Source organism: Nocardia sp. NBC_00511 (assembly GCF_045161165.1).
Taxonomy (GTDB): Bacteria; Actinomycetota; Actinomycetes; order Mycobacteriales; family Mycobacteriaceae; genus Nocardia.
Window position 1 is genome coordinate 6,591,549 of the sequence record NZ_CP107849.1, and the last position, 23,159, is coordinate 6,614,707.

Sequence of the window (23,159 nt, forward strand, 5' to 3'; positions counted from 1 at the left end):
ACCCGTGGTCGAATGCTGCGCCGAAGATCCAATACTGGACAATGGACGCCGTGAACGACGCCGCGAACCACACTGCCGAGCCAGTTCCCGGGCCGCGGTCCGACGACCACGCCGGTGACGCCGATCACCTCGAAAGCACCGACGCCGTACTGGATCGCAACGGAGGCCACCGCCTCTATCCCCGGGTCACCAGTTTCCGCGCCCGCCGGGGCGCGGTGAGTCCGTCACGTCAGGACTCCTGGGACCGCATGTGGCCGGTCATCGGACGCGACGTCGCCGACGAAAAGCTGGACGCCGACGCGTGGTTCGGCCGCAGCGCACCGGTGATCGTCGAGATCGGCTGTGGCACCGGCACGGCCACGGCGGCGATGGCGCTGGCCGAGCCGCAGTTCAATCTGGTCGGCATCGAGGTCTACAAGCCGGGCCTGGCGCAATTGGTGCAGCGCATCGAACGCGACGGCATCGACAATTTGCGAGTGCTGCGCGGCGATGCGGTGGATGTGCTGGAAAATATGGTTGCTCCGGAGTCGCTGACAGGTGTTCGCGTGTTCTTTCCGGACCCGTGGCCCAAGGCGCGCCATCACAAGCGGCGACTGTTGCAGCCGGAGACCTTCACACTCATCGCAAGTCGCCTGATTCCGGGCGGCGTTTTGCACGTTGCGACCGATCACGCGGATTACGCGGAGTGGATCGGCCGGTACGGCAATGCGGAACCGCAGCTCATCGGCATGAACGAGCCGACTGGCGGCGATCCCGACACCTACCGGAACAAGGCACCGATCGGTTTCGAACGTCCGGTTACCAAATTCGAAAACAAAGGACTCCGCGCGGGTAGCGCCATCACCGAGTTCATCTGGGGGAAGATCGAATCATGAGCGTCAGTGAGATGTCCCCCGAGGTCGCGGAAGTTGCCGGAATTGTGCACGGCAGCGCCTCGACCGAACTAACGGGCTCGGCTGGCCTGGGCGGCACCGCAACTGTCGGCCTGGGTGGCACCACCGCCGACGTGCGTCGCGTCCTGCTGGTCTGGGACGCGCCGAACCTGGATATGGGACTCGGCGCCATTCTCGGCGGACGCCCGACCGCCGCCTACCGTCCGCGTTTCGACGCGCTCGGCCGCTGGCTGCTGGCCCGCACCGCCGAACTCTCGGTCGGCAGCGTGACCCGGGTCGAACCCGAGGCCACCGTATTCACCAATATCGCGCCGGGTACCGCGGACGTCGTGCGACCGTGGGTCGAGGCGCTGCGCAATGTCGGCTACGCCGTTTTCGCCAAACCCAAGATCGACGAAGACTCCGATGTCGACAGCGACATGCTCGGACATATCGAGCTACGCCGTCGCGGTGCGGGTTTGGCCGGAATCATGGTCGCCTCTGCCGACGGACAGGCATTTCGCGCACCGCTCGAGGAAATCGCCGCCTCCGGTATCCCGGTTCAGGTGCTGGGTTTTCGCGAGCACGCGAGTTGGGCCGTCACGTCGGATATTCTCGAATTCATCGACCTCGAGGACATCCCGGGCGTGTTCCGTGAACCGCTGCCCCGGGTCAGCCTCGACTCGCTGCCCGACGAGGGCGCATGGCTGCAGCCGTTCCGGCCGCTGTCGGCCCTGCTCACCTCCCGCCCCGCTCAAGGAGTCGCTTAGTGTTCACCCGCTGGGGCGACCTGGTCTACAAGCTGCGCTACACCGTCCTGGGTGTGGTCGTCGCCGCCATGCTCGGACTCGGAGGATTCGGGTTGGGGCTGGAGAACCATCTCAGCTCCAGCGGATGGTTCGATCCGAACGCGCAGTCGTCTCAGGCTGCGGTGCTTCAGGATTCGGTGTACGGCCGCGACCACAACAGTGACGTGGTGCTGCTGTACACCCCGCCCGATGGCAAGACCATCGATGATCCGGACTTCCAACAGAAGGTCGTCGCCAGCCTCAACGCCCTGCCGGAGAAGTACCCGCAGATCGCGAAGGTGAACGTCTCCCCGTGGAAGACGAACACCGGGCAGCAGCTCGCGCAGGCGGCCAGCCCGGATCGTAAGCACGCGTTCGCGACCGTTGCGATCAAGGGCGACAACGACACCGAGATGGTGAACAACTATCGCGCGGTGAAGGGCGTCTTCGGCGTCCCCGGCGTCACGGTCGAGGTCGGTGGTCTGCAACCCATCGCGGGCACCCTGAACGACACCATGGCGCAGGACCAGAAGCGGATGGAGATGATCGCCATCCCGGTCGTCGCCGTGCTGCTGTTCTTCATCTTCGGCGGTGTGGTCGCCGCGGCGCTGCCGCTGATCATCGGTGGTCTCACCGTGCTCGGCGCCAACGGCATCGTCATGGGCATCACCAAGTTCACCGAGGTGAATTCGTTCGTCTCGCCGGTGGTTTCGATGATCGGCCTGGGTCTGGCCATCGACTACGGCCTGTTCATAGTCAGCCGATTCCGCGAAGAGGTGGCCGACGGGTACGACACCCGTGCGGCCGTCCGGCGCTCGGTGCAGACGGCCGGACGCACCGTGGTGTTCTCGGCGACCATGATCGTGGCCGCCAGCGCGGGCATGCTGCTGTTCCCGCAGGGCTTCCTGAAGTCGGTCGCCTACGGCACCATCGCGACGGTCATGCTGGCGGCGCTCTCGGCGCTGACCATCCTGCCCGCCATGCTCAGCATTCTCGGCAAGCGCGTGGACGCGCTGGGGCTCAAGTGGTTCCGCAAGTCCAAGACCAGCGAGGAGATCGAGAACGGCTTCTGGGGCCGGATGACCGCGTGGGTGATGAAGCATCCGCTGAAGGTGGCGATCCCGCTCACCATCGGCCTGCTGCTGCTCATCATCCCGGTCAAGAACCTGCAGTTCGGCGGGATCAGCGAAACCTATCTGCCGCCGGACAATCCGACCCGGTTGGCGCAGCAGCACTTCGACGAGATCTTCCCGCTGCGCAAGGCCGATCCGGTGCAGCTGGTGATCGTCACCGACAATTCGCGCGATATCGGCACCGTTCTCAACGAGGCCAATCAGGCGCCGGGTCTGCAACCCAAGACCACGTTCTCGATTCCGTCGACACCGCCCAACGGCTCCAATGTCTGGCAGACCTCGCGGCCGATGGAGACGGGTGCGGACGTCAACGACACCGCGAGCTATCTGCGCTCCATCGACGTGCCCGACGGCGCACAGGTTTTCGTGACCGGTCAGCCGGTGATGATGCAGGACAGCATCGATTCGCTGCTGGACCGCATGCCGCTGATGATCGCGCTGGTGGTGCTGGTGACCACCATCCTGATGTTCCTCACCTTCGGTTCGCTGGTGCTGCCGATCAAGGCGGCATTGATGTCCGCGCTCGGCCTCGGGTCGACGCTGGGCATCCTGACCTGGATCTTCATCGACGGTCACGGCTCCGGACTGCTGAACTTCACCCCACAGCCGATCATGAGTCCGGTGCTGGTGCTGATCATCTCGGTGGTCTACGGCCTGTCCATCGACTACGAGGTGTTCCTGCTGTCTCGCATGGTGGAGTCGCGCACCCAGGGTGCGTCCACCACCGAGGCGGTGCGCGCGGGCACCGCGCAGACCGGCCGCATCATCACCGCGGCCGCGCTCATCCTGCTGGTGGTCACGGGCGCGTTCGCGTTCTCCGACCTGGTGATGATGCAGTACATCGCCTACGGCATGGTGGCGGCGCTGTTCATCGACGCGACCGTGCTGCGCATGCTGCTGGTCCCGGCCACCATGAAGCTGCTCGGCGACGACTGCTGGTGGGCGCCCAAGTGGATGAAGAAGATTCAGCAGCGGATCGGGCTGGGCGAGCCCATCCTCGACGATGAGCGGCCCGGCGGCGGTGAAGTGGTCGACCTGGTGAAGACCACCCCCATCACCGACCCGGTCACCATGCAGATCCCGATCCTGCCGGAGGGCGCCGCACCGGCGCACCGGCGCAAGCCGCGGCCGGTGCGCACCGTGGATGTCGACAGCGAGGCCCCCACGCAGCGCATCGACACCCCCGCGACGCCGGAGGCCACCCCGCCCGCACCCGAAATACCCACCGGCACTTCGCGTCCCGGTTCCGGTGTGACCCCGTCCACCACCACTCCGCCGCCCTTCACCAAGACCAGCCCGGAGCCGGGCCCGTCCAGCAGTTCGCTGCTCGGTGGATCGAGTTCGCTGCTCGGTGGATCCGGTTCGCTGCTGGGCAATTCCGGTTCGCTGCTCGGTGGATCGGACAGCACCTCGTCCGAGGCCCCCGACCTGGTAGATCTCGGTGACGACGATGCCGTGGATCGCGGCAACCCGGTCGCCGGTCTCCTGAGCAATGGCGTTCCGAACGGTCCGGCCGGCCCCGGACGCGGCGATATCGGCTCCGGCGCACGCGGTTTCACCAATCTGGGCGCCGGATCGGCCGCGGCCGCCGCCGATGCCCCGACCACGGATTTCGGAACGATCCCGCCGAGCCGCGGCACCGATTCCGACGTCTCGGAGCGTGACGCGCAGGCCCCGAGGCCGATCGGTGACTTCGGTTCGCCGACCCGGACTCCGGCGAATCCCGCGCCGATCCCCTCGGTCGCACCGCCGGTGCCATCGGTGTCACAGCCGGAATCGCCTGCCGCACCCGAGGATTCGGACGCTCCCGCCGTGCCGGTGGGTGCGGATAGGGTGTTGCCGCCGCCGTCGATGAAGGTGCCGCCGCATCCGGCCACCCGGGCGCAGCTGTATCAGCCGCACCCGGCGCAGCCGGTCGAGCAGCCCGAGCAGGCCGCGGATTCCGGTGCCGCCGAACCGCATCCGACGCATCACGCCGCCGAGGAGCAGCAGCCCGGCGGGCGCAGCAATATCGAGCAGTGGATGTCGGACCTACGGTCCAACCGCCGCAAGCCGAAGCCCGAGGACGACGAGGACGCCAAGCATCGTGGCGGCGACGGTCGTCAGGTCAGCGTGAACGAGTTGTTGCGCAGGCAGAATCGGGACTGATCAGGACAACGCGAACGCCCGGCCGGATGATCCGGCCGGGCGTTCTTCTTCCCGCTGTGCCCGTGGGCATTTCCGCTATGTCGTCGGTGCGCCGCGGTCGGCGGCCTCGGCGAAGGCCCGCGCGTACCGGGTGCCGACCAGGAGCAGCAGCACGCCAACCACCAGGAACGCGCCCGCCCGCACCAGCCCGTCGAGGGTGGCCAGGTCGAACAGGAACAGCTTGGCCAGCGCCGCCGCGGTGAGCGGCAGTCCCACGCCGAGAGCCGCTTTCGCGCGCTGCGGCGTCCGGGCCAGATTCCGCAGCCCGTACAGCATGCCCGCGGTGGCCGCGACCATCCACACCACGGTGGCGATGCCGTGCCCGGCCAGGAACCCGTCCTTGGAACCGGTCGCCACGCCCAGCGAAACACTCAGTGCCGTCACCGCGTACAGCGCCGCGATCCCACCGGCAACCGCGAGGGTGGTGGCGTCGTGTTCACGGGCCATCATCCCCAGTCGCCGCGCGCACCACAGTCCCACCGCCACCGCGGCCAGCACCGCGACCGCCCCCAGCGCGGTCGAGATGCCCAGCCGCGCTTCGGCTTCCGACTGCTCGGCCAGCACCGTCGGATGCACCCGCACCAGGTAGACCAGCATGCCCAGCCCGCCGTACGCCACACCGATGACGGCCGCGAGCCGCGACCGCAGCTGCCCGCCCACCGCCAGGAAGCCCAGCGCCACCAGCAGCAGCGCGATCGGCAGCGTCTGCACCCGCGTCACCCCGAGGCAGGCTTCCAGCAGCGCGAACGCCCCGGCGACCGCCGACACCACGGTCAGATGGCCCGGAATACGCACCCGCTCAGCGAGTTTCGGAATCAGCGCGACCGCTGCCACCGCCAGCAGTACCGCCGCGAACGACCCCGCGACAACTACCGCGCCACGTCGATCGAACATGCCGGGCGCGACCAGCAGCGGCAGCGTCGCCGCCGCGAAGGTCAGGCTCGCGGTGACATCCCCGCTGCGTCTCCGGGTGGCGAGCAGCGCACCGACCAGACCCACCGCCGCAATGACGATGGCGGCCAGCAAAACTCGAACCCACGGCCCGTCACCACTCGAATCGAACTGGCGACCGACGGTGGTCAGCGCCGCCACCGCGAAGGTCGCGAGCACCGCGGGCAGCGTCCGAACCACATGCAGCACCGGCCAATCCCGCACCAGATGCACCGGCAGTGCCGCGATCTGCAGCACGATCAAGAATCCGATCAACGCGATATCCGTGCTCAGCGCGGGCGCCAACACGGCCGCCCCCGCCACCACCAGCACCGCCAGTGTCTGCGACCCCCAGCGCACGGCCAGCCACACCCCGCCCGCCGCGATCCCCAGCGCCACCACATACCCGGCCACCGCGGGCAGCCAGTGGTAGAAACCGCTCACCGCGACCACATCCAGATATCCCCCCGCGATACCCGTGGCGGCCAGCGCGACCGCTCCCACCTGCCCGCCCGCTTTCCCGTGCACCCGCAACCCCGCACCCACCAGCGCCGCCGAGAACACCGCCCCCGCAACCACTCTCGGCACCGGCCCGAAGAACCCCGCCTGCGCCGCCAGCACCAAAAGCATCACCACCCCGATCAACGTGACGGCCACCCCCGCCACCGCCAGCACCCGGCTGATCACCCCTTCCCGCTGCCACCACGGCGTCCGCGCCGGCACGGGCCGCCACTGCTGTTGCCGCGGCAGCGACGGCATCGGCTGATACCGCCCCTGCTCCCACCGCACCTGCCCTCCGGGCATGCCGACCCCGGGTTGTCCCCAACCCATCCCCACACCGGGCCCCGGCTGAGGACCCGCGATCCCGGCACCGGGCCCGGGCTGCGCCCCCGGACCGGGCGCAGACTGAGGACCCGGTCCAGCCGACGCGACAGCGGGACCCACACCTGGCGCAGCGGGGTCGAACACCGACCGACCGGCACCCGCACCGGCAGGTGCACCCGGAATATGCTGCCCGCCAGTGGTTTCCGGAGGCCTGACCTGCTGTCCGCCGGGCATTCCCGGCTGCGGAATCGATGGCGCACCGACTCCCCCGACCGGTGACTGCGCCCAGCCGGGCGCAGCCGGTCCGGTGTGCGCCGGCGTCACATCGGTCGAACTTGCTGAAGCGGGAACAGGATTCACGGCAGCTGTGGCACCCGGCGGAACCGGCTGGGCGGCCCCGAACACGGCCGCGCCCGTCACCGGTGGTGCGGGGACGGGCGGGACGGGGACCACGGATTGCGGATGGTCGGCGACGAACTGGTCGTGCAGGGTTTCGAGGTCGCGGCCGAGGACGTTCAGATGCTCGCTGAGCGAGGTGAATTCAGTCGACAGCCGCGCGATCAGGCGAGGATCGATGGCGAGATTCATGTCCGCCATCCTGTCGACCCGGACCGGTCCGGCTGATGAGTAGAAACACTCGATCAGCCCTACGGTTCCTACCCGCTCACCGCCTGCGCGACTACTCGACGCCGGGAAACGGCCCGGTCAGGACGATTGGGCCGGGGCCGGCGCGCGGGCGATGGTGGCGCGGATCTCGGCGGTGATCAGGTCCGGCGCTTCGAGCATCGGGACGTGGCCGAGGTCGGGCAGGTGGCGGATCTCCACGGTCGGGGTGGCGGTCAGTTCCGAGTAGAGGTGGGCGGGCAGGACTCGGTCGTATGCCGGGAGCAGGACCGTGGTCGGGGTGCTGAGGGATTCGAGGGTGGTGAAGCCGGTGGACAGGCCGGGGTCGGCGGCGAGGTCCTCGGCGATGTCGCAGCGGGTGACGGCCTCCGCCATGGCCTTGGCCAGGGTATTGGGGACGTCCGCGGGACGGTGGGCGAGCAGTGGGACCAGCAGGCTGCGCACCAGGGAGGGGACGGCGGGGCGGTGACCGGGGCCGATGCCGAGGATGGGGCCGAAGGCGCGGAACTTGCGCAGCAGGGCTTCGGAGGCGGCGGGTGTGCGCCAGAATCCGGCGGGGGCGATCGCGGTGCAGGAGCGGGCGCGGCCGCGGGCGGCGAGTTCCAGCGCGATCCAGCCGCCCAGCGAGTTGCCCGCGATGTGGGCTGTCTCCCAACCGGATTCGTCCAGCAGGCGTTCGCAGTGGTCGATCAGCGAGCCGACGGTGACGGGGTGGGCGGCCTCGGGGCCGCCGAAGTGGCCGGGCAGGGTGGGGGCCAGCAGGGTGTGGTCGGCGGCCAGGTCGTCGAGCACCGCACCCCAGGACTGCCAGGTCAGCAGCACGCCGTGCAGCAGGAGCAGGGGTTCGCCGTGCCCGGACCGGTGCACCGCCGCCGGGATCTGTTCCGCCGGTATGCCTTCCGCCATGAGCGAGACGATACCGGCCGAAGAGTCCTGCGGCTGCCCCCTATTCACGCGGGTGGGGGGCATCACGTCAGGCGCCGTTGAGGAAACGCTTCCAGTTGGTACCGAACGGGTGCTTGGCGGTGATGGAGCTGAAGCGCAGCGTGCCGTGCACGATGATGTGCAGCGGGCCCATGGGCGGACCGGTGCGGACCTTGGTGTTGACGCTGGAACCGATCAGGTCGACCGCGTTCATGTCGACGGTGGCCTCGGCGGGCACGAGCAACTCCATGGAACCGCAGGTGGCGTTGATATGGATCTCGACCACCTGGGTGGACATCACAGCCTGTGTGAAGTCGAGATGCACACTGCCCATCGAGCTCTCGACCACCAGCGCCGGCGGTACCTGCCAGCTGCCCTGCCGCCGCACGCTGGACATGCGGGTGCGAATGAGGTTGCCGGGCGTGGCAACCGGGCGATGTCCGGGCGCATAGCGCGGCGCGTACGCCGGTTGCGCCTGCGTGAACTGCTGAGGTGCGGGCTGCCCGACCAACCGGACGCCCGGCAGATCGACCAGCACCGAATTGAGCTCGCCCCGGGTCTTGGCCGCGAGCGCGGTGTCCATGCGCTCGGTGAACTCACCCAGCGACAGCATGCCGAGCCCTACCGCGCGCTGCAGCAGCCGGCCGACGTGTTCGCGTTCGACATCCGATACCCGCATGTCCCGGTCGCCGATGACGGTCTTGCCGTGCTCGGGGGCCGAAACCATTTCTGGTCCTCCCATGCCTTCGAGATTAGGAGCCGACGCGGCCGAACGCATCAGGGCAATCCCTGATCCGCGCCCCCACTCGTCGTGCCCTCAGTCCTCGTCGAGGCCCTGTTCGATGGCGTAGCGGGTGAGCTCGACGCGGTTGCCGAGCTGAAGTTTGCGCAGCGTCGACTGCACGTGGTTCTCCACGGTGCGATGGCTCAGGCTCAGGCGGGTCGCGATCTGCTTGGCGGACAAGCCCTTCGCGACCATGCGCAGCACCTCGGTCTCCCGGTCGGTGAGCGCCGGACGATGCGGTTCGTCCCGGTCGGGCGGGGTGTTGGCGATGCGCCGGAACTCACCGAGCACCAGCCCGGCCAGGCCCGGGGTGAAGACGGCCTGCCCGGCGGCGGTGGCGTGCACGGCGGCCAGCAGCTCGGTCGCCGAGGCGCTCTTGACCAGGTAGCCGGTCGCCCCGGCCTTGATGGCGTCGAGCACGTCGTCGCGTTCGGCGGAGGCGGACAGCACCAGCACCCGGGTGCGCGGCGAGACGCGCAGCACCTCGGCGGTGGCGTCCGCGCCGTTGCCGTCCGGCAGCTGCATGTCCATCAGTACGACGGCGGGTTGCACGGCGGCGGCGCGGGCCCCGGCCGAGCGCACGCCGTCGGCGGTGGCGAGCACGTCGAATCCGGCTTCGGCCAGGTCGCGGGCGACGCCCTCACGCCAGATGGGGTGATCGTCGACCACCATCACGGTGATCGGTGCCGATTCGCTCATGTCCGCCTCCCTCACTCGGTGCTGTTCATTGTCGGCCGCGGGGCAGCCGGAATTCCCATTCGGCCCCGGCGTCGTCCTCGCCGTCGGCCGGTGGCGCTTCGAACAGCAGCTGCGCGGTACCGCCGAGGGCCTCGATGCGGCCGACGATGGAACGCGAAACACCCAGGCGCCCTTGATCTTCGGCCTCCGCGAGGCGGCCGGGCGGGATGCCGGGGCCGTCGTCGCGGACGCTGACGATGATCTCCTCGCCGGTATCCTCCAGCAGCACATAGGCTTTCGCACCGGATCCGGCATGCTGGGCGACATTGGCGAGGGCGGCGGCCACGGCCGCGGCGACCTCGCGCGCCGCCCAGCGGCCCAGCGGTACCGGATCACCGGGGGTGGAGACGAGGACGGTGGGCGTGACCTGGGCGGTCAGCAGGGGTCGCAGATCCTGTTCGGCTCCGCCGGTGTCCGCGTGCTCGCCCTGTTCGGAGATCAGCACCCGCAGCGCCACCTCCTGCTCCCCGGCCCGATCCGCCAATTCCGCGGTGGGACCGCCGATCTCGTTACCGCGCCGCTTGATGTAGCTGAGCACTTGCAAGACGCCGTCGTGCACCTCGCGGGCGAGTCGTTCCCGCTCCTGGGCCGACGCGGTCAAACGGATCGCCCGCTGTAGTTGATCGTGGGCTCGGCGCGCGGTGTTGGACGCCAGGCCCAGCGCCAGCCCCACCGAGATGAGCACCGGCGCGGTGGCGTCGCGCCAGATGTCGAACTCCCACTGGGCGCGAGCGGTGATGACGGCCGCCGACACCAGCAGCCCGGAGCAGATGCCGCCGAACGGACCCCACAGGATCGCCGCTGAGACAACGGCATTGGCCGCCCACAGCGTGGTCGGCACCGTCTGATGCCCGTGATACCAGTCGTAGGGCGCGACCAGGCGGGTCGCGAAGATCAGCGCGATGACCACCAGGTGATCGCCGAGCACGACGGCGGTGCGCACGCGCGGCAGATGCCGAATCCGCCACTGCGTCAACAGCAGTGCGGAGACCCCGGACCAGACCGCCATGATCGCGATCAGCGCCCAGCTCAACCGCTGGTTGGTGTAGTGCGGGACCGAGGCCACCTGCTGGCCGACCGCGTACAGCAGGGTGACCAGCCGGAAGGCCTGCACGGCGCGCCACAGTGGCGCGGTCGCGGCGAAGACCGGATCCGGTTCGGCGTCCAGCGGCGTACCGCCGGCTGTCACTCGCGGGATTCCGTCTGGTGGTCGTCGGAGCCGTCGACCGGCGCGGCGACCCGATATCGGCTCTCGTCCGGGTCGTCCGGATCCGCGTGGAACATGGGCGAATCCGGGTCACCGGTGTGCAGTTCCTGATACAGCTCCTGCGGGGAATCCGCGAGCAGGGAACGGATCGCGGTATTGAGCACCGCGACGAACGGCACCGCCAGCAGACCGCCCGCCAGCCCGGCCAGCACCACGCCCGCGGCGATGGCGAGCACCACGGCCAGCGGGTGGATGCGCACCGCCCGACCCATCAGCAGTGGTTGCAGCACATGGCCTTCCAGCTGCATGACCGCGATCGTGATGCCCAGCACGATGAGCGCGGTGACGACGCCCTTGGTCATCAGCGCGATGAACACCGCCACCGAACCGGCGATGAAGGAGCCGATGATCGGGATGAACGCGCCGATGAACACCAGCGAAGCCAGCGGAAGCGCAAGCGGCACACTGAGAATCGCCAGCCCCGACCCGATGCCGACCGCGTCGACCGCCGCCACCATGACGGTGGCGCGCACGAACCCGGTGAGCGTGCCGAAGCCCAACCGCCCCGCCTCCCGCACCTTGGCCCGGTGCACGGTGGGAATGATGCGGGTGATGAACTCCCAGATCTGATCTCCGCCGTAGAGGAAGAAGATCAGGATGAACAGGGTCAGGAACGCCCCGGTGAAGAATTCGCCGATGACGGTGGCGGTGGTCAGCGCCCCGTTGGTGAGCGCGTCCTTGTTGGATTCGATGGTCTTGACGATGGTGTCGCCCGCATTGCGGATCTGCTCGTTGCTCAGATGCATCGGCCCGTTGATCAGCCAGTCCTGGATCTGATGCACGGAGGTCTTGAACTCGTCCGACAGCTGCGGCACACCGGTGACGAACTGCTCGACGACGAAGGTCATGATCCCCGCCAGCAATCCGAGCGCGCCGATCAGCGCCACGAACACTCCGATGGCGCGCGGCACGCCCAGCCGCTGCATCCAATTCACCAGTGGCGCCATCAACGCCGCGCCGAGCAGCGCGATCGAGATCGGGATGGTGACGGTCGACAGCTTGCGCGCCAGATAGGCCAGCGCCAGCACCGCCGCGAACACGATGAGCAGCCGCCAGCACCATTCCGCCATCTGCCGCACCAGCGGATGCACGGCTGCCGCGTCCTCACGGCGCCCGGCGCCGGATCTCCCGGATCTGCTGGACGTTGCCTCGGCCTCGCTCACGCCTGTGAGCCTACTGGGTGGAAACGGACATTCGCCTGCCCTGAGAACCCGCGTGGCCACCCCATCCGCCCGCTGGAGGTTCATCCAGCCCGGGGCTCCCGCTAGATTGGTGATCGTGTCGGCGCCTCTGGAAGCGGTCAAACAGACCATGGGAACGCGTTGGCCGCTGTACCTCGGATCGATGCTCGCGGCCAATGCGTTCGGTGCTGTCCTGGTGTGGGCGTTCATTCAGTACGGACTGCCCGTCCCCCAGGGCGATACCAGTGCGACCCGGCAGACCGGGCTGTTGATCCCCGCACTGGTGTTCCTGGTCGGGGGACTGCTGAGCATGACCGCCTCGGCGCTGATGCTGCGGCCGGTGATGCGCTGGCAGTTGCGCGGCGGGCCGCCGTCGCGGCAGGAGCAGATGGCGGCATTGCACGCGCCGCTGCGGCAGGCCATCGTGCACCTGATCCTGTGGCTGGTCGGCGGTGGCGTGCTGGCCTCGCTGATCATCGTGCGCACCCCGGAGCTGGCGGCGGCGGTGATCGTCACCGAATGTATGGCCGCCACCATCGTTTTCGGCTTCACCTACATGCTGGGTGAGCGGATTCTGCGGCCGGTCGCGGCCGAGGCGCTGACGGTCGGCGCGTTCGATCACACCCTGACGCCGGGTGTCGGCACCCGGATGGCGATGACGTGGGGCATGGGCACCTTCGCGCCGACGATCGCCATCGTGCTGTTGTGCGTCACCCAGATTTCTTCTCGCGTACAGTTTTCCGCCCAGTCGCTGGCGGTATCAATTCTGCTGCTGTGCGGTGTGGTGATCATGCAGGCGCTGGCGCTTTCCATGCTCACCGGTTCTTCCATTTCCGATCCGATTCGCCAGCTCAGCCAGGCCATCAACAGCGTGCAGGAGGGTGCGCGGGATGTGCAGGTGGAAGTTTTCGACGGTTCGGAAATCGGTCTGCTGCAGGTTGGCTTCAACCGAATGATGGGTGAGGCGGCCAAACGCCGGGACCTCCAGGAATTGTTCGGTCGGCACGTCGGTGAGGATGTGGCGCTGCGGGCCCTGGAGTACGGCACCGAACTCGGTGGTGAAACCCGGTTCGTGGCGGTCTTGTTCGTGGATATGGTCGGTTCCACCGCGACCGCCGCGGAACGCCCGCCGACCGAAGTGGTCAGCCTGCTCAATGAGTTCTTCCGCGTCGTGGTGGATGTGATCGATCGCCATCACGGACTCATCAACAAATTCATGGGTGATGCCGCGCTCGCCATCTTCGGTGCGCCGCTGGACCGTCCGGACGCCCCGACCGCCGCCCTCGCCGCCGCCCGTGAGCTGCGCGAAGCCCTGCGCGAGGTGTCGGGTCTGGATATCGGCATCGGGGTTTCGGCGGGCCTGGCGGTGGCGGGAAATATCGGTGGCGCGAATCGTTTCGAATACACCGTGATCGGTGATCCGGTGAACGAGGCGTCCCGGCTGACCGAACTCGCGAAAGATCGCCCGGAACGCGTGCTGACCTCCAGTAGCGCACTGTTTTTCGCCGAAGAGGACGAACAGCGCCATTGGCAGACCGGTGAAGAGGTACAACTGCGGGGACGGCGTCGGAAAACCCGCTTGGCCTGGCCCGCGGAAAGTCCCGACCCGGCTGATGCAGACGAGGCGGCAGCTCGTTCGTTAGGCTGACGACCGTGACGGCCCATGGTGAGCTGGCCGGCGAACCTGCGCCGCCCGCAGAACACTCACACCGCGGCAGGTTCTGGTGGGCCAAATGGGTTCTCGGCGCCGCGCTGCTGTGTCTGCTGATTTCCGAAGGCGTTTATCTATATCCGCGCCTGCACGAATCCTGGAAGAACCTCACCGAAATCCATTGGGGATGGGTCGCCGCCTGCATCTGTATGCAGGCGTTTTCCATGTCCGGGTTCGGTCGGATCCAGAAACAGCTGATGCGGGCGGGCGGGGTGGAGGTCAGCCAGCGCAAATCGGTGTCGGTGGTGTACGGCGCGACCGCCATGTCGGTGACGCTGCCTGCCGGACAGGTGTTCTCGACCGCCTTCACCTACCGCCAGACCCGGCGCTGGGGCGCGAGCGCCATCGTGGCGTCCTGGCAGCTGGTGATGTCGGGTGTGGTGGCGGCGGCCGGGCTGGCGCTGCTGGGCCTGTTCGGGACGGTGCTGGCGGGCGACAAGGTGGGCCCGCTGAAGGTGACCCTGACGCTGGGCACCCTCGCGCTGCTGATCTTCGCGGTCAACTACATCGCCCGGCACCCGGGCGGCATCGAGGCGGTGCTGCGGCGAATCCTGCACCTGGTCAATCGGATTCGGCACCAGCCCGAGGACGCCGAGATGGACAAGGTAGCCGAGATCCTGGGCCAGCTGGAGTCGGTGGATCTCAACAAGCGCGACGGCGCGTGGGTGATCGCGTGGGCGCTGGTGCATCGGCTCGCCGATGTCGCCTGCCTGGGTTTCGCCTGCTACGCGGTGGGCGCGGACCCGAAGATCGCCGGGCTGATGCTGGCGTTCGCGGCCGGAAAGGCCGTCGGCACCATCCCTTTGGCGCCCGGCGGCATCGTCTACGTGGACGCGACGCTCACCCTGTCACTCACGGTGGCGGCCGGATTGCCCGCGGCGCAGGCGGTCGCGGCGGCGTTCATCTACCGGCTGATCAGCTTCATCCTGGTGGCGATCGTCGGCTGGATCGTGTTCCTGTTCCTGTTCCGGACGCCGCAGGCCGACGATGCCGAGTACGAGAAGGAATTCGAGGAGCGCGGGGCGCCGCTGGTCACCGAGCGCCGTCGCCCCAATCCCGCGGCCGAGGACGAGGGCGGCGCAACCTGATGTCCCGGCACGAAGGTCCCGCGGCCGCCCGATAGCCTGTGGCCCGTGAAGAAAATGGTGCCGTTCGTCGTCGATGTCGTGCTCGTCGTCGTGTTCTGCGCGATCGGGCGCCGCAGCCACGACGAGACCATCGGCACGGGTCTGCTGCACACCTTCTGGCCGTTCGGCACCGGCCTGCTGCTGGGTTGGGTGATCGCCATCGCGGTGGCGGCGGGCCGGGAGGGGGCCAGCGCGGCAAGGCGTTTCGACGGCCGGGCGGTGTGGCCGACCGGCGTCATCGTCTGGCTGAGCATCCTGATCGGCGGCATGCTGCTGCGGGTGGTGTCGGGTCAGGGCGTCGCGGTCAGCTTCGTGATCGTGGCCGCGAGTTTCCTGGGTCTGTTCGTGCTCGGGTGGCGAGCGGCACTGCAGTTCCTGCGCTGAACAACACTGCGGTTCCCGCGTTGATCAGCCCTGGTCCGGGGAGGCCAGTGACTGGAGCATGCGGGCCGCGACCCGGGCGGTGAGGTCGCCGCTGTCGGGATCGTCGACGTGCACGGCGAAGGCCAGGTCGCCCATGGTGGCGATGAGCCAGCCGTTGTTGCCGGTGGTCGCGCCGAAGGCCTGGACGTCGCGATACCGGTTGAGGCTCACCATGTCCGGCGCGCCCGCGCCGTCGTGCAGCATGGCGCGCAGCCGGTCGGTGGCGCCGCCGGGCAGCGCGGCCAGGTCGGCCTCGGTGGTGGCGGGCTGGCCGATGGCGATCATCGGCTTGGGCACCTGACCGTTGGCGATGGCGGCCGCGGCGATGGCCATGCCCCACGGGCTGGCCAGCAGCGAGTCGGCGGCATTGCCGCGGCCCACGTTCTCGGCGGCGTTCTTGGCGGTGGGCAGGCGACCGGTGGTCTCGTCCAGGCCGGGGATCTTGAAGTCGATGCCGACCCCGAGCAGCCCGGCCGCGTCGGCCGCGTCGCCGACCGAAACATCCTGCGGCGCTTTGTTCTTGGTGACCGCGGCAACGTTCTTGAACAGTTCGATCATGCCGCCGACCGGATAGAGACCGGTGAAGGCGACCGAACCGCGGGCACTGGCCTGACTGTTCTGGGCGACCGCGACCACGGCCCCGCTGGAGGGCTGGATGGCGACCACAGAGGTCGGCGAGCCGGTGCTGACCACGGCGTCCTCGGCGGCGCGCTGCAACCGCTGGTCCATGGTGGCGGCGATATCCGGTCCGGGCGGGCCCTGTTCACCGGCGAGCTGGGTGACGAAGGAGCCGTCGGGTTCGAAGAGCTGAACACCCCAGCCGGAGTGCTGATCCCGATTGTCGTCCCAGACCTTGGACAGGGCGTCGAGCATGGGCGACCACACCCGCCGGTCGGCCGCGACCAGCTTGGGCTGCTTGGTCATCACGACACCGGGGATGTTGGCCATCCGCGGTTCGAGGATGTTGAAGTCGCCGTCGCGCAGATTGACCGCGACGAAGGGTTTGCCCTGCGCGGCCGAAAGCTGTTGCATCAGCGCGGGTCCGTCGATGAGCGGGGCGACCGGTGCGATGGCGTCGGCGAGCGCGTTGGTGGAGGCGACCGGGTCGGTGACCTTGGCCGGGTCCACGGAGATGACGTTGATGGTCTGCTCGGTCATCAGCGGCTGCCCGACGATGTCGTTGACCTTCGGTGAGGGCTGGGCGCTGGTGCGCACCAGTTTGGCGCTGCGCTTGGCGTCCAGCTGCGGCATCACCACCGCCGGATCCCACGAGATGCGCCAGCCGACACTGAGTTTGCGGACGGTGCCGTTGAGGTCGTACTTCCAGTCCCGTTTGTCGCCGAAGTTCCAGGCGCCGGTCATGGAGAACAGACCGGTATTGCTGTCCAGTCCGATGTACTGGGTGATCTTGTAGTCCGGCTTGCCCGGATCGAGGCCCGCGAAAACTTGCTTCAACGTTGCCGAGGCGCCACTCGGGTACGAGGTGAGCTCCGCGGCTCCGTCGTAGTCCTTCTTGTCGAGCAGCGTCGTGAATCGATCGACCACGGCCTCCGCACCGGTCGCGCGCTCCCGAAAACCACATGACCCCATCGCAATCGCGACGGCAGCCACGCCCGCGAGTGCGATCGCACCCCGTACCCGGAAGCGGCGGGATCCCCACACATCCATATCGCCCACTCTTCACTCTGGCAACAACAGCAACAGGTCCACGGTACCGCGTGCCGAACCCCCGCGGTTCCACCTTTCCCACCAGGCGTCCTTGTTCTGAGCACCACCATAGTGCCGAAAACGGTCAGCAGTGACCACTTACATGATCACCGGTCGGTTACAGAGCCTGACGTATTCGAGACGCGAGCGACCGGCCGGTTCTCACTCGGGACACCGATTCCGGGCCATCGCCGCCGACCTCCCGAACCCCGTTCTCCCAGAGCGGAATCCGATCGGGCCGAATCGACGTAACGTTGTAATCAGCATTACAACTCCATACACGAAGTGAGAGTGACCAATATGAGACACGGACATCGCGGACCCGGTTTCGGGCGCACCGGCGGTTGGCAGCAGGCCGACCTCCCCGCCGTCACCGACGCCGCCGACTGGTTCGCTGGACGATTGCCAGCGGACTGGTTCACCGGCCCCGCAACCCTCGAGATCGACCGCGACGAGATCGTCGTGATCGGCGAACTACCCCTCCCCACACCCGAACCCGCCGACGCCGCCCCGGGCTCCGACGCCCCCGCCGACGCCCCCGCCGAGGTTCCGACCGCGACCCGCGAGGGCGCGCTCGCTCGCTTCCGCGAGTCCACCCGCCCGGCCCGCATGCGGATCGCCCAGGAGGCGCAGGCGCGCTACGGCCGCAACGTGGCCTGGGGCGTCACCGTGGGCGGCGAGCGAATCATGTTCACCCACCTGGCCGTTCCGGTGATGACCCGGCTGCGGCAGCCGGAACGCAAGGTGCTCGACACCCTGGTCGACTCGGGCGTGGCGCGCTCCCGCTCCGATGCCCTGGCCTGGACGGTCCGGTTGGCGGGCAAGCACGCCGAGGAATGGCTCGAGGAATTGCGCTCGGCCATGAGCAAAGTCGACGACCTGCGCTCGGAAGGACCGCGCGGACTCTAGGTTCGCGCCGCGCCCGGGCCCGCCGCGAGGGGCAACGGACCCGGGCCACCCCGGCCCCATACAGTGGTCGCATGGCAGCGACCGGTCCCATCCTGGTGCTCAACGGCCCGAACCTGAACATGCTCGGCACCCGCCAGCCCGAGGTCTACGGCTCCGACACCCTCGACGATGTGGTCGAGCTGTGCCGCAAGACCGCGGCCCGCTTCGACCGCGAGATCGTCGCCTTCCAGTCCAATCACGAAGGCGCGCTGATCGACCGGATCCACGCCGCCCGCGGCATGGAGTCCGCGATCGTCATCAATCCCGGCGGCCTCACCCACACCTCGGTCGCGCTGCGCGACGCCCTGGTGATCCCGGAGGTCCCGATCGTGGAGGTGCACATCAGCAATGTGCATGCCCGCGAGGAGTTCCGGCACCACTCCTTCGTCTCCCCCATCGCCACCGCGGTGGTGGCGGGCATGGGTATCCGGGGCTACGCCGCGGCCATCGAATTCCTCTGCGCCTGATTCAGGCGTTGCCGGGGACCGCGCTCATCAACTCGTAGGTCGACACCGCCGACCCCGCCGCCGCGCTGGCCGTGACCGCTCGCCGCCAGAAGGCCTGCGCGGTATGCGAGAACGTGGCGTCCACGCCGACCTCCTCACTGGCCTCGATGATGTGCTGCGCGCCCGCGTCCATCATCTTCAGCGAGGCCAGGTCGGCCCAGCCGCCCTGCTGGTTGGCGACCGAGAACTGCTCCATGAAGACCGGGAACGCGGCACTCGAGCGCACCGCGAACGGCACGAACCGGGCAATGTCGTGGCCGGAGCGGGCGATCATGGCGGTGGCCTGGTCGAAGGCCAGCAGCCAGGGATGGAAGATGGTGAGCAGGCCCTGGTAGAAGACCTGCGCCAGACCGTCATCCACGCCCAGGTACTCCTGCGGGCTCAGCGGCCGCAGCAGTTCGGCGTGCGTGTCGAAGACCGGGCGCGGACCGCTGTAGAAGATGTACGAGGCCGGGTGCTCGATGTCCGCGCCCGCGGACATGACTCCGCCGGAAAGGAATTCCGCGCCGTGCCCGCGCACCCAGGCCGCGCCCGCCCGGGCGTGTTCGGGGGAATCCGAGGACAGGTTGGCGATCACCTTGCCGGGCAGCCGATCCGCCACCGGACCGAGCACGTCGTACATGGCCGCGTAGTGGGTGAGGCTCAGCACGATCACCCGGTTGGCGTCGAGCGCCTCGGCCAGCGTGGCCGCGTGCTTCGCGCCGAGTTCGGTCAGCGCCGCGGCCTTCTCGGGGCTGCGGTTCCAGACGGTCACCTCGACACCGGCTTTCAGGAAGGCCGTGACCATGGCCCGGCCCATCGGGCCCAGCCCGACGACGGTCACGGATCGCTGCTGCTCAGACATGGTGTGTGCCCTTCGATTTGCTCGCGTGAATGGGTCGGCGCCGAAATCGATGGTGACCCGCGCGGCGCGGCCCGGGAAGACCGCACCTGCGAGTGGGGTTGCTTACCCACAGGTTCGGAATCTGGTCAGGAGGATGCGATGCGGGACGACGGTGACGCGGATCACCAGGTGTGCGGCATGTCGGTGGCCATCGACGCGGTCGGCGGCAAATGGAAGCTGCACCTGATGTGGGTGCTGGGCGAGGGCCCGGTGCGCTTCGGCGAGATCCGCCGCCTGCTGACCGGGGTGAGCGAGAAGGTGCTCGCCGAGAACCTGCGGCAAATGACGGCGAGCGGCATCGTGCACCGCGAGATCTACGCGGAAGTGCCGCCGCGCGTGGAGTATTCACTCACCGCGCTGGGTGAGGAGCTCGCGACGGCGCTGCGCCCGCTGGAGCAGTGGGGCGACCGGCACCAGGTCCGACTGCTCGCGGGGACGCTCACACCCGCGAGCTGACCGACCTCCGCGAACAGCCCCCGTGCGGACAGTGGGCGCTACCCGACGGCGATCCGCTCGCCGATCCGCTCGACCAGCGCGGCCGCGTTCACCATGCTGCGCACCGGGTCCGGTTCCAGCTCGGACAGTGCGTACGCGGCGGTGAACCCGGCCGCGTGCAGCTGGTCCGGGGTGAGCGCCACCCGGCCCGCCACCGCGACGACCGGGACTCCGGCCGCCCGGGCGGCCTGGCAGACGCCGATCGGGGCCTTGCCGGAAAGGCTTTGGGCATCCAGGGAGCCCTCACCGGTCACCACCAGGTCGGCGTCGGCGAGTTGGTCACGGAAGCCGATCAGGTCCAGCACCAGGTCGATGCCCGAGCGCATGCGGGCGTCGAGCACGGCCAGGGCTCCGAATCCGGTGCCGCCCGCCGCGCCCGCGCCCGCCTTGTCGGCCCATTCCGGGCCCAGCACGGCGGCCCAATTCTTCAGTGCCGCTTCGAGTGTCGTGACCTGTTCGGGATCCGCGCCCTTCTGGGGCGCATAGATCGCGGCCGCGCCGTCGGGTCCGAGCAACGGATTGTCCACATCGCTGGCGAGGGTGATCCGCGCGTCGGCGAGACCGGGGTGCAGATCGCTGCGGTCGATCCGGATGGCACGCGCGAGTGCCGCACCGCCGCAAGGTAATTCGCGGCCGTCGACGTCGAGGATGCGCAGCCCGAGCGCTTGCAGCAGGCCCGCGCCGCCGTCGGTGGAGGCGCTGCCGCCGAGGCCCAGCACGATATCGCGCAGGCCGCGGTCGAGCGCGTCACCGATCAGGTCGCCGACGCCGTAGGTACTCGAATGCAACGGATCCTCTTGTCCGCCGGGCAGTTTCACGTACCCACTGACGGCGGCGAGTTCGACGACCGCGGTGTTCCCGCGGACGGCGTAGGAGGTGGTGACGGGTTGCAGGGTCGGCCCGTAGCTGTCCACCTCGACCCGCTCCCAGCCCGCGGCAACGAAGGCGTCGACGGTCCCGTCCCCGCCGTCGGCGACCGGTGTCCGCCGCACCTCGGTGCCGGGCGCGGCGCGGGTGAGGCCCGCGGCCAGTGCGTCGGCCACCTGCGCGGCGGTGAGCGAACCCTTGAACTTGTCCGGGGCCAGAATCACCCGGCGCGGCCGTGCGTTGGTCATCGCTACAGTGTGGCCTTTCCCGGTGCGAGCGACACGCCCGGAGCCACCCTTCCGGCAAACGGACAAATAGGTGTGGACGGCCGACTAGCGTCGATGCCATGTCGAGTAAGTCGATCGAGGTCCGCAAGAACGCCGCACTGGATCGATTCGAGTTGTTCGTCGATGAGTACCTCGCCGGTGTCACCTCGTATCAGGACACCGCCAACGAGCGCGCGTTCGTGCACACCGAGATCTATCCCCAGTTCGAGGGCCTGGGCTACGGCCGCAAACTCGTTCAGGGCGCACTGGATCAGACCCGTGACGAGCACCTCGGCATCCTGCCGCTGTGCCCGATGGTGCACCACTTCGTCGAATCCCGGCCGGAGTACCTGGCTTTGGTGCCGCAGTGGTCACGGCAGCGGCTGAACCTGCCGCAGAGCTAGCCGACGCGCCCGGACCGACGTCCCGCTAGTACGCCGCGACCGCGCCGTCCAACGCCACCTGAAGTTCGTCGCGCACCACCCGGGTGATCTCCGCGGGCTTGGTCGGCAGTTCCGGCACCGGCACCCCGAAATAGAAGCTGGCCGATTTCACCTGCTCCTTGGTGGGCTCCACCTTCGGGTCCGGGCGCGGTCCGTAGCTCAGTCCCAGGCTCACCAGCACCGGGTTCGCGCCGAGCTTCTTGGCTCGGAAGGCGATGTGCCCGATGCCCGTTCCCACCGTCTGCACCTGATCCGGGTCGACGTCGTTGCAGGTGCCCTCGGGGAACACCGCGATCCCGTCACCGCGCGCCATGCGTTCGGCGCAGATGTCGATCATGCGCTGACCCGCCGCGTTGACCGCCCGGATGCCGTGGTCCTTACCGCGGAAAACCGGGATGCCGCCCATCATGTCGATGCGCGAGCGCAGCTTGGGTTCGACGAACAGTTCATCCTTGGCGAGCACCCGGGTGCGGCCGATCACCGGTCGCAGCACGCTGCGCCAGGCGGTCGCGGCCACCGTGTACGGGTCCAGCTGGGAGAGGTGATTGACCGAGATGAGCAGCGGCCGCCCCTGGGAGATGAACTCGCGCAGGCGCTCCCGCGCACCGGGCGCGTAGGAGACGCGCGGCTGGTAGCGGCGGCCGAGCAGCCAGTAGGCCGCCCGTGCCTTCACGAGATTCTGCCGATCGTCACGATAGAAGTCGTAGACGGTGTCGCTGTTCTCGAGGATCACCTCGGGACGTTCCATACGGCCACCCTAGCTACCAACCGCAAGGTATGCGGGACAAGTTTTTCCGGGCGGGCGACGGCACAAATTCGCACTCAGCAAATTATGCACAGCAATTACCTTGTCTCAGTGCGATGATGGCTTGGTGGCACGTGCAGAGGAACACGGTGATCGTTCTCGACGCGAATCCCGGCACGAGGACCAGGTCGTAAGGCCCGGCACCCTGCTGGTGTCGGCGACCGATCTGGTCGAGCCGTCCTTCCGGCGGACCGTCGTGTACATCATCGAGCACAATGACGCGGGCAGCCTGGGCGTGGTGCTGAACCGGCCCAGCGATACCGCCGTCGCGGACGTCCTACCGAACTGGGCCGAGCTGGCCGCCGGACCCCGCTCGCTGTTCATCGGCGGTCCGGTGAAACGCGATGCCGCCCTGTGTTTGGCGACCGTCAAGGTCGGCACCTCCTTCGCCGGAATTCCCGGTCTGCGCCGGGTCGACGGCCGGGTGGCGCTGGTGGATCTGGATTCCGATCCGGATCGGGTCGCCCCGCTCATCGAGGGCCTGCGGGTGTTCGCCGGATACGCGGGCTGGACCTTCGGGCAATTGGAAGGCGAACTCGATCGCGGCGATTGGATCGTGCTCTCGGCGCTGCCCACCGACCCGGTGGCGGGCCGGATCGACCTCTGGGCGCAGGTGCTGCGCCGCCAGCCGTTGCCGCTCTCGCTGCTGGCGACACATCCGATCGAACTGGAACGCAACTAGAAACGTGGATCCGGTATGAGTACTCCGCGGGAGGTGGGGCGCT

22 protein-coding genes are annotated in these 23,159 nt (G+C 68.6%); 12 read left to right on the plus strand and 10 right to left on the minus strand.

Annotated features, from left to right (window positions below):
• Positions 1-41: 41 nt before the first annotated feature.
• The 3 genes from trmB to OG300_RS30780 are packed head-to-tail and all read left to right on the plus strand — an operon-like array spanning position 42 to position 4,941.
• The gene (gene trmB, locus OG300_RS30770; protein ID WP_405498741.1) at positions 42-875 is read left to right on the plus strand and encodes a tRNA (guanosine(46)-N7)-methyltransferase TrmB; all 834 of its coding nucleotides are present in this window, start codon (positions 42-44) and stop codon (positions 873-875) included.
• Positions 872-1,642 carry an NYN domain-containing protein gene (locus OG300_RS30775; RefSeq protein WP_405486985.1) on the plus strand — a complete coding sequence of 257 codons (771 nt, stop codon included), beginning with the start codon at positions 872-874 and terminating at the stop codon, positions 1,640-1,642. Before trmB ends, OG300_RS30775 begins: the two co-directional genes overlap by 4 nt.
• On the plus strand, positions 1,642-4,941 hold the full coding sequence (locus OG300_RS30780) for an MMPL family transporter (RefSeq protein ID WP_405486987.1): 3,300 nt from the start codon (positions 1,642-1,644) through the stop codon (positions 4,939-4,941). Before OG300_RS30775 ends, OG300_RS30780 begins: the two co-directional genes overlap by 1 nt.
• Before the next feature lie 75 nt (positions 4,942-5,016).
• Here the strand turns inward: OG300_RS30780 and OG300_RS30785 are convergent, their stop codons facing one another.
• Positions 5,017-6,714: a DUF2339 domain-containing protein gene (locus tag OG300_RS30785; protein WP_405486989.1), complete on the minus strand. Its 1,698-nt coding sequence runs from the start codon at positions 6,712-6,714 to the stop codon at positions 5,017-5,019.
• Between the two features lie 483 nt (positions 6,715-7,197).
• Between OG300_RS30785 and OG300_RS30790 the strand changes: the two genes are divergently transcribed.
• The gene (locus tag OG300_RS30790; RefSeq protein WP_405486991.1) at positions 7,198-7,359 is read left to right on the plus strand and encodes a hypothetical protein; all 162 of its coding nucleotides are present in this window, start codon (positions 7,198-7,200) and stop codon (positions 7,357-7,359) included.
• A gap of 81 nt (positions 7,360-7,440) precedes the next feature.
• Here OG300_RS30790 and OG300_RS30795 read toward each other — a convergent pair whose 3' ends face one another.
• From OG300_RS30795 to OG300_RS30815, 5 genes are all read right to left on the minus strand, one after another.
• Complete coding sequence (locus OG300_RS30795) at positions 7,441-8,265, minus strand: alpha/beta fold hydrolase (protein ID WP_405486993.1); 825 nt, start codon at positions 8,263-8,265, stop codon at positions 7,441-7,443.
• 67 nt (positions 8,266-8,332) lie between these two features.
• Complete coding sequence (locus OG300_RS30800; protein ID WP_405498742.1) at positions 8,333-8,977, minus strand: DUF1707 domain-containing protein; 645 nt, start codon at positions 8,975-8,977, stop codon at positions 8,333-8,335.
• A 123-nt stretch (positions 8,978-9,100) separates the two neighbouring features.
• The gene (locus OG300_RS30805) at positions 9,101-9,766 is read right to left on the minus strand and encodes a response regulator (protein ID WP_405486995.1); all 666 of its coding nucleotides are present in this window, start codon (positions 9,764-9,766) and stop codon (positions 9,101-9,103) included.
• 25 nt (positions 9,767-9,791) lie between these two features.
• Positions 9,792-10,994 carry a MacS family sensor histidine kinase gene (gene macS, locus OG300_RS30810; protein WP_405486997.1) on the minus strand — a complete coding sequence of 401 codons (1,203 nt, stop codon included), beginning with the start codon at positions 10,992-10,994 and terminating at the stop codon, positions 9,792-9,794.
• Positions 10,991-12,142 (minus strand): AI-2E family transporter, encoded by a 1,152-nt coding sequence (locus OG300_RS30815; protein WP_405498743.1) that lies wholly within the window; start codon positions 12,140-12,142, stop codon positions 10,991-10,993. Before OG300_RS30815 ends, macS begins: the two co-directional genes overlap by 4 nt.
• Before the next feature lie 241 nt (positions 12,143-12,383).
• On the opposite strand from OG300_RS30815, the gene OG300_RS30820 reads away from it, so the two are divergent.
• From OG300_RS30820 to OG300_RS30830, 3 genes are read left to right on the plus strand one after another with little or no spacing between them, the layout of a single operon-like run.
• Positions 12,384-13,901 (plus strand): adenylate/guanylate cyclase domain-containing protein, encoded by a 1,518-nt coding sequence (locus tag OG300_RS30820; RefSeq protein WP_405498744.1) that lies wholly within the window; start codon positions 12,384-12,386, stop codon positions 13,899-13,901.
• Between the two features lie 5 nt (positions 13,902-13,906).
• Positions 13,907-15,052: a YbhN family protein gene (locus tag OG300_RS30825; protein ID WP_405486999.1), complete on the plus strand. Its 1,146-nt coding sequence runs from the start codon at positions 13,907-13,909 to the stop codon at positions 15,050-15,052.
• 54 nt (positions 15,053-15,106) lie between these two features.
• The gene (locus OG300_RS30830) at positions 15,107-15,475 is read left to right on the plus strand and encodes a DUF3054 domain-containing protein (protein ID WP_405498745.1); all 369 of its coding nucleotides are present in this window, start codon (positions 15,107-15,109) and stop codon (positions 15,473-15,475) included.
• Positions 15,476-15,499: 24 nt separating this feature from the next.
• Here the strand turns inward: OG300_RS30830 and OG300_RS30835 are convergent, their stop codons facing one another.
• Positions 15,500-17,182 (minus strand): NTF2-like N-terminal transpeptidase domain-containing protein, encoded by a 1,683-nt coding sequence (locus OG300_RS30835; protein ID WP_405487001.1) that lies wholly within the window; start codon positions 17,180-17,182, stop codon positions 15,500-15,502.
• 339 nt (positions 17,183-17,521) lie between these two features.
• On the opposite strand from OG300_RS30835, the gene OG300_RS30840 reads away from it, so the two are divergent.
• Together OG300_RS30840 and aroQ are read left to right on the plus strand one after the other, a co-directional pair.
• The gene (locus OG300_RS30840) at positions 17,522-18,130 is read left to right on the plus strand and encodes a hypothetical protein (RefSeq protein WP_405487003.1); all 609 of its coding nucleotides are present in this window, start codon (positions 17,522-17,524) and stop codon (positions 18,128-18,130) included.
• Between the two features lie 71 nt (positions 18,131-18,201).
• On the plus strand, positions 18,202-18,636 hold the full coding sequence (gene aroQ, locus OG300_RS30845; protein WP_405487005.1) for a type II 3-dehydroquinate dehydratase: 435 nt from the start codon (positions 18,202-18,204) through the stop codon (positions 18,634-18,636).
• 1 nt (position 18,637) lies between these two features.
• On the opposite strand, the gene OG300_RS30850 is transcribed toward aroQ, so the two are convergent.
• Entirely contained in the window at positions 18,638-19,519 is an 882-nt protein-coding gene (locus tag OG300_RS30850) for an NAD(P)-dependent oxidoreductase (RefSeq protein ID WP_405487007.1), read from the minus strand.
• A 138-nt stretch (positions 19,520-19,657) separates the two neighbouring features.
• Here OG300_RS30850 and OG300_RS30855 point away from each other — a divergent pair, with 138 nt between their 5' ends.
• Entirely contained in the window at positions 19,658-20,014 is a 357-nt protein-coding gene (locus tag OG300_RS30855; protein ID WP_405487009.1) for a winged helix-turn-helix transcriptional regulator, read from the plus strand.
• A gap of 38 nt (positions 20,015-20,052) precedes the next feature.
• Here the strand turns inward: OG300_RS30855 and OG300_RS30860 are convergent, their stop codons facing one another.
• The gene (locus OG300_RS30860; RefSeq protein ID WP_405487011.1) at positions 20,053-21,168 is read right to left on the minus strand and encodes a glycerate kinase; all 1,116 of its coding nucleotides are present in this window, start codon (positions 21,166-21,168) and stop codon (positions 20,053-20,055) included.
• A gap of 98 nt (positions 21,169-21,266) precedes the next feature.
• Here OG300_RS30860 and OG300_RS30865 point away from each other — a divergent pair, with 98 nt between their 5' ends.
• Complete coding sequence (locus tag OG300_RS30865) at positions 21,267-21,590, plus strand: GNAT family N-acetyltransferase (RefSeq protein WP_405487013.1); 324 nt, start codon at positions 21,267-21,269, stop codon at positions 21,588-21,590.
• A gap of 25 nt (positions 21,591-21,615) precedes the next feature.
• On the opposite strand, the gene OG300_RS30870 is transcribed toward OG300_RS30865, so the two are convergent.
• Entirely contained in the window at positions 21,616-22,377 is a 762-nt protein-coding gene (locus tag OG300_RS30870; protein WP_405487015.1) for a lysophospholipid acyltransferase family protein, read from the minus strand.
• Between the two features lie 124 nt (positions 22,378-22,501).
• Between OG300_RS30870 and OG300_RS30875 the strand changes: the two genes are divergently transcribed.
• Complete coding sequence (locus OG300_RS30875) at positions 22,502-23,116, plus strand: YqgE/AlgH family protein (RefSeq protein WP_405487017.1); 615 nt, start codon at positions 22,502-22,504, stop codon at positions 23,114-23,116.
• The last annotated feature ends 43 nt before the right edge of the window (positions 23,117-23,159 follow it).

Coding starts and splice junctions, on each gene's coding strand:
- trmB (WP_405498741.1), top strand. CDS start 42: ATGGACGCCGTGAACGACGCCGCGAACCACACTGCCGAGCCAGTTCCC.
- OG300_RS30775 (WP_405486985.1), top strand. CDS start 872: ATGAGCGTCAGTGAGATGTCCCCCGAGGTCGCGGAAGTTGCCGGAATT.
- OG300_RS30785 (WP_405486989.1), bottom strand. CDS start 6,714: ATGCCCGGAGGGCAGGTGCGGTGGGAGCAGGGGCGGTATCAGCCGATG.
- OG300_RS30790 (WP_405486991.1), top strand. CDS start 7,198: ATGGTCGGCGACGAACTGGTCGTGCAGGGTTTCGAGGTCGCGGCCGAG.
- OG300_RS30795 (WP_405486993.1), bottom strand. CDS start 8,265: ATGGCGGAAGGCATACCGGCGGAACAGATCCCGGCGGCGGTGCACCGG.
- OG300_RS30805 (WP_405486995.1), bottom strand. CDS start 9,766: ATGAGCGAATCGGCACCGATCACCGTGATGGTGGTCGACGATCACCCC.
- OG300_RS30815 (WP_405498743.1), bottom strand. CDS start 12,142: ATGGCGGAATGGTGCTGGCGGCTGCTCATCGTGTTCGCGGCGGTGCTG.
- OG300_RS30820 (WP_405498744.1), top strand. CDS start 12,384: ATGGGAACGCGTTGGCCGCTGTACCTCGGATCGATGCTCGCGGCCAAT.
- OG300_RS30830 (WP_405498745.1), top strand. CDS start 15,107: ATGGTGCCGTTCGTCGTCGATGTCGTGCTCGTCGTCGTGTTCTGCGCG.
- OG300_RS30835 (WP_405487001.1), bottom strand. CDS start 17,182: ATGGATGTGTGGGGATCCCGCCGCTTCCGGGTACGGGGTGCGATCGCA.
- OG300_RS30840 (WP_405487003.1), top strand. CDS start 17,522: ATGAGACACGGACATCGCGGACCCGGTTTCGGGCGCACCGGCGGTTGG.
- aroQ (WP_405487005.1), top strand. CDS start 18,202: ATGGCAGCGACCGGTCCCATCCTGGTGCTCAACGGCCCGAACCTGAAC.
- OG300_RS30850 (WP_405487007.1), bottom strand. CDS start 19,519: ATGTCTGAGCAGCAGCGATCCGTGACCGTCGTCGGGCTGGGCCCGATG.
- OG300_RS30855 (WP_405487009.1), top strand. CDS start 19,658: ATGCGGGACGACGGTGACGCGGATCACCAGGTGTGCGGCATGTCGGTG.
- OG300_RS30860 (WP_405487011.1), bottom strand. CDS start 21,168: ATGACCAACGCACGGCCGCGCCGGGTGATTCTGGCCCCGGACAAGTTC.
- OG300_RS30865 (WP_405487013.1), top strand. CDS start 21,267: ATGTCGAGTAAGTCGATCGAGGTCCGCAAGAACGCCGCACTGGATCGA.
- OG300_RS30870 (WP_405487015.1), bottom strand. CDS start 22,377: ATGGAACGTCCCGAGGTGATCCTCGAGAACAGCGACACCGTCTACGAC.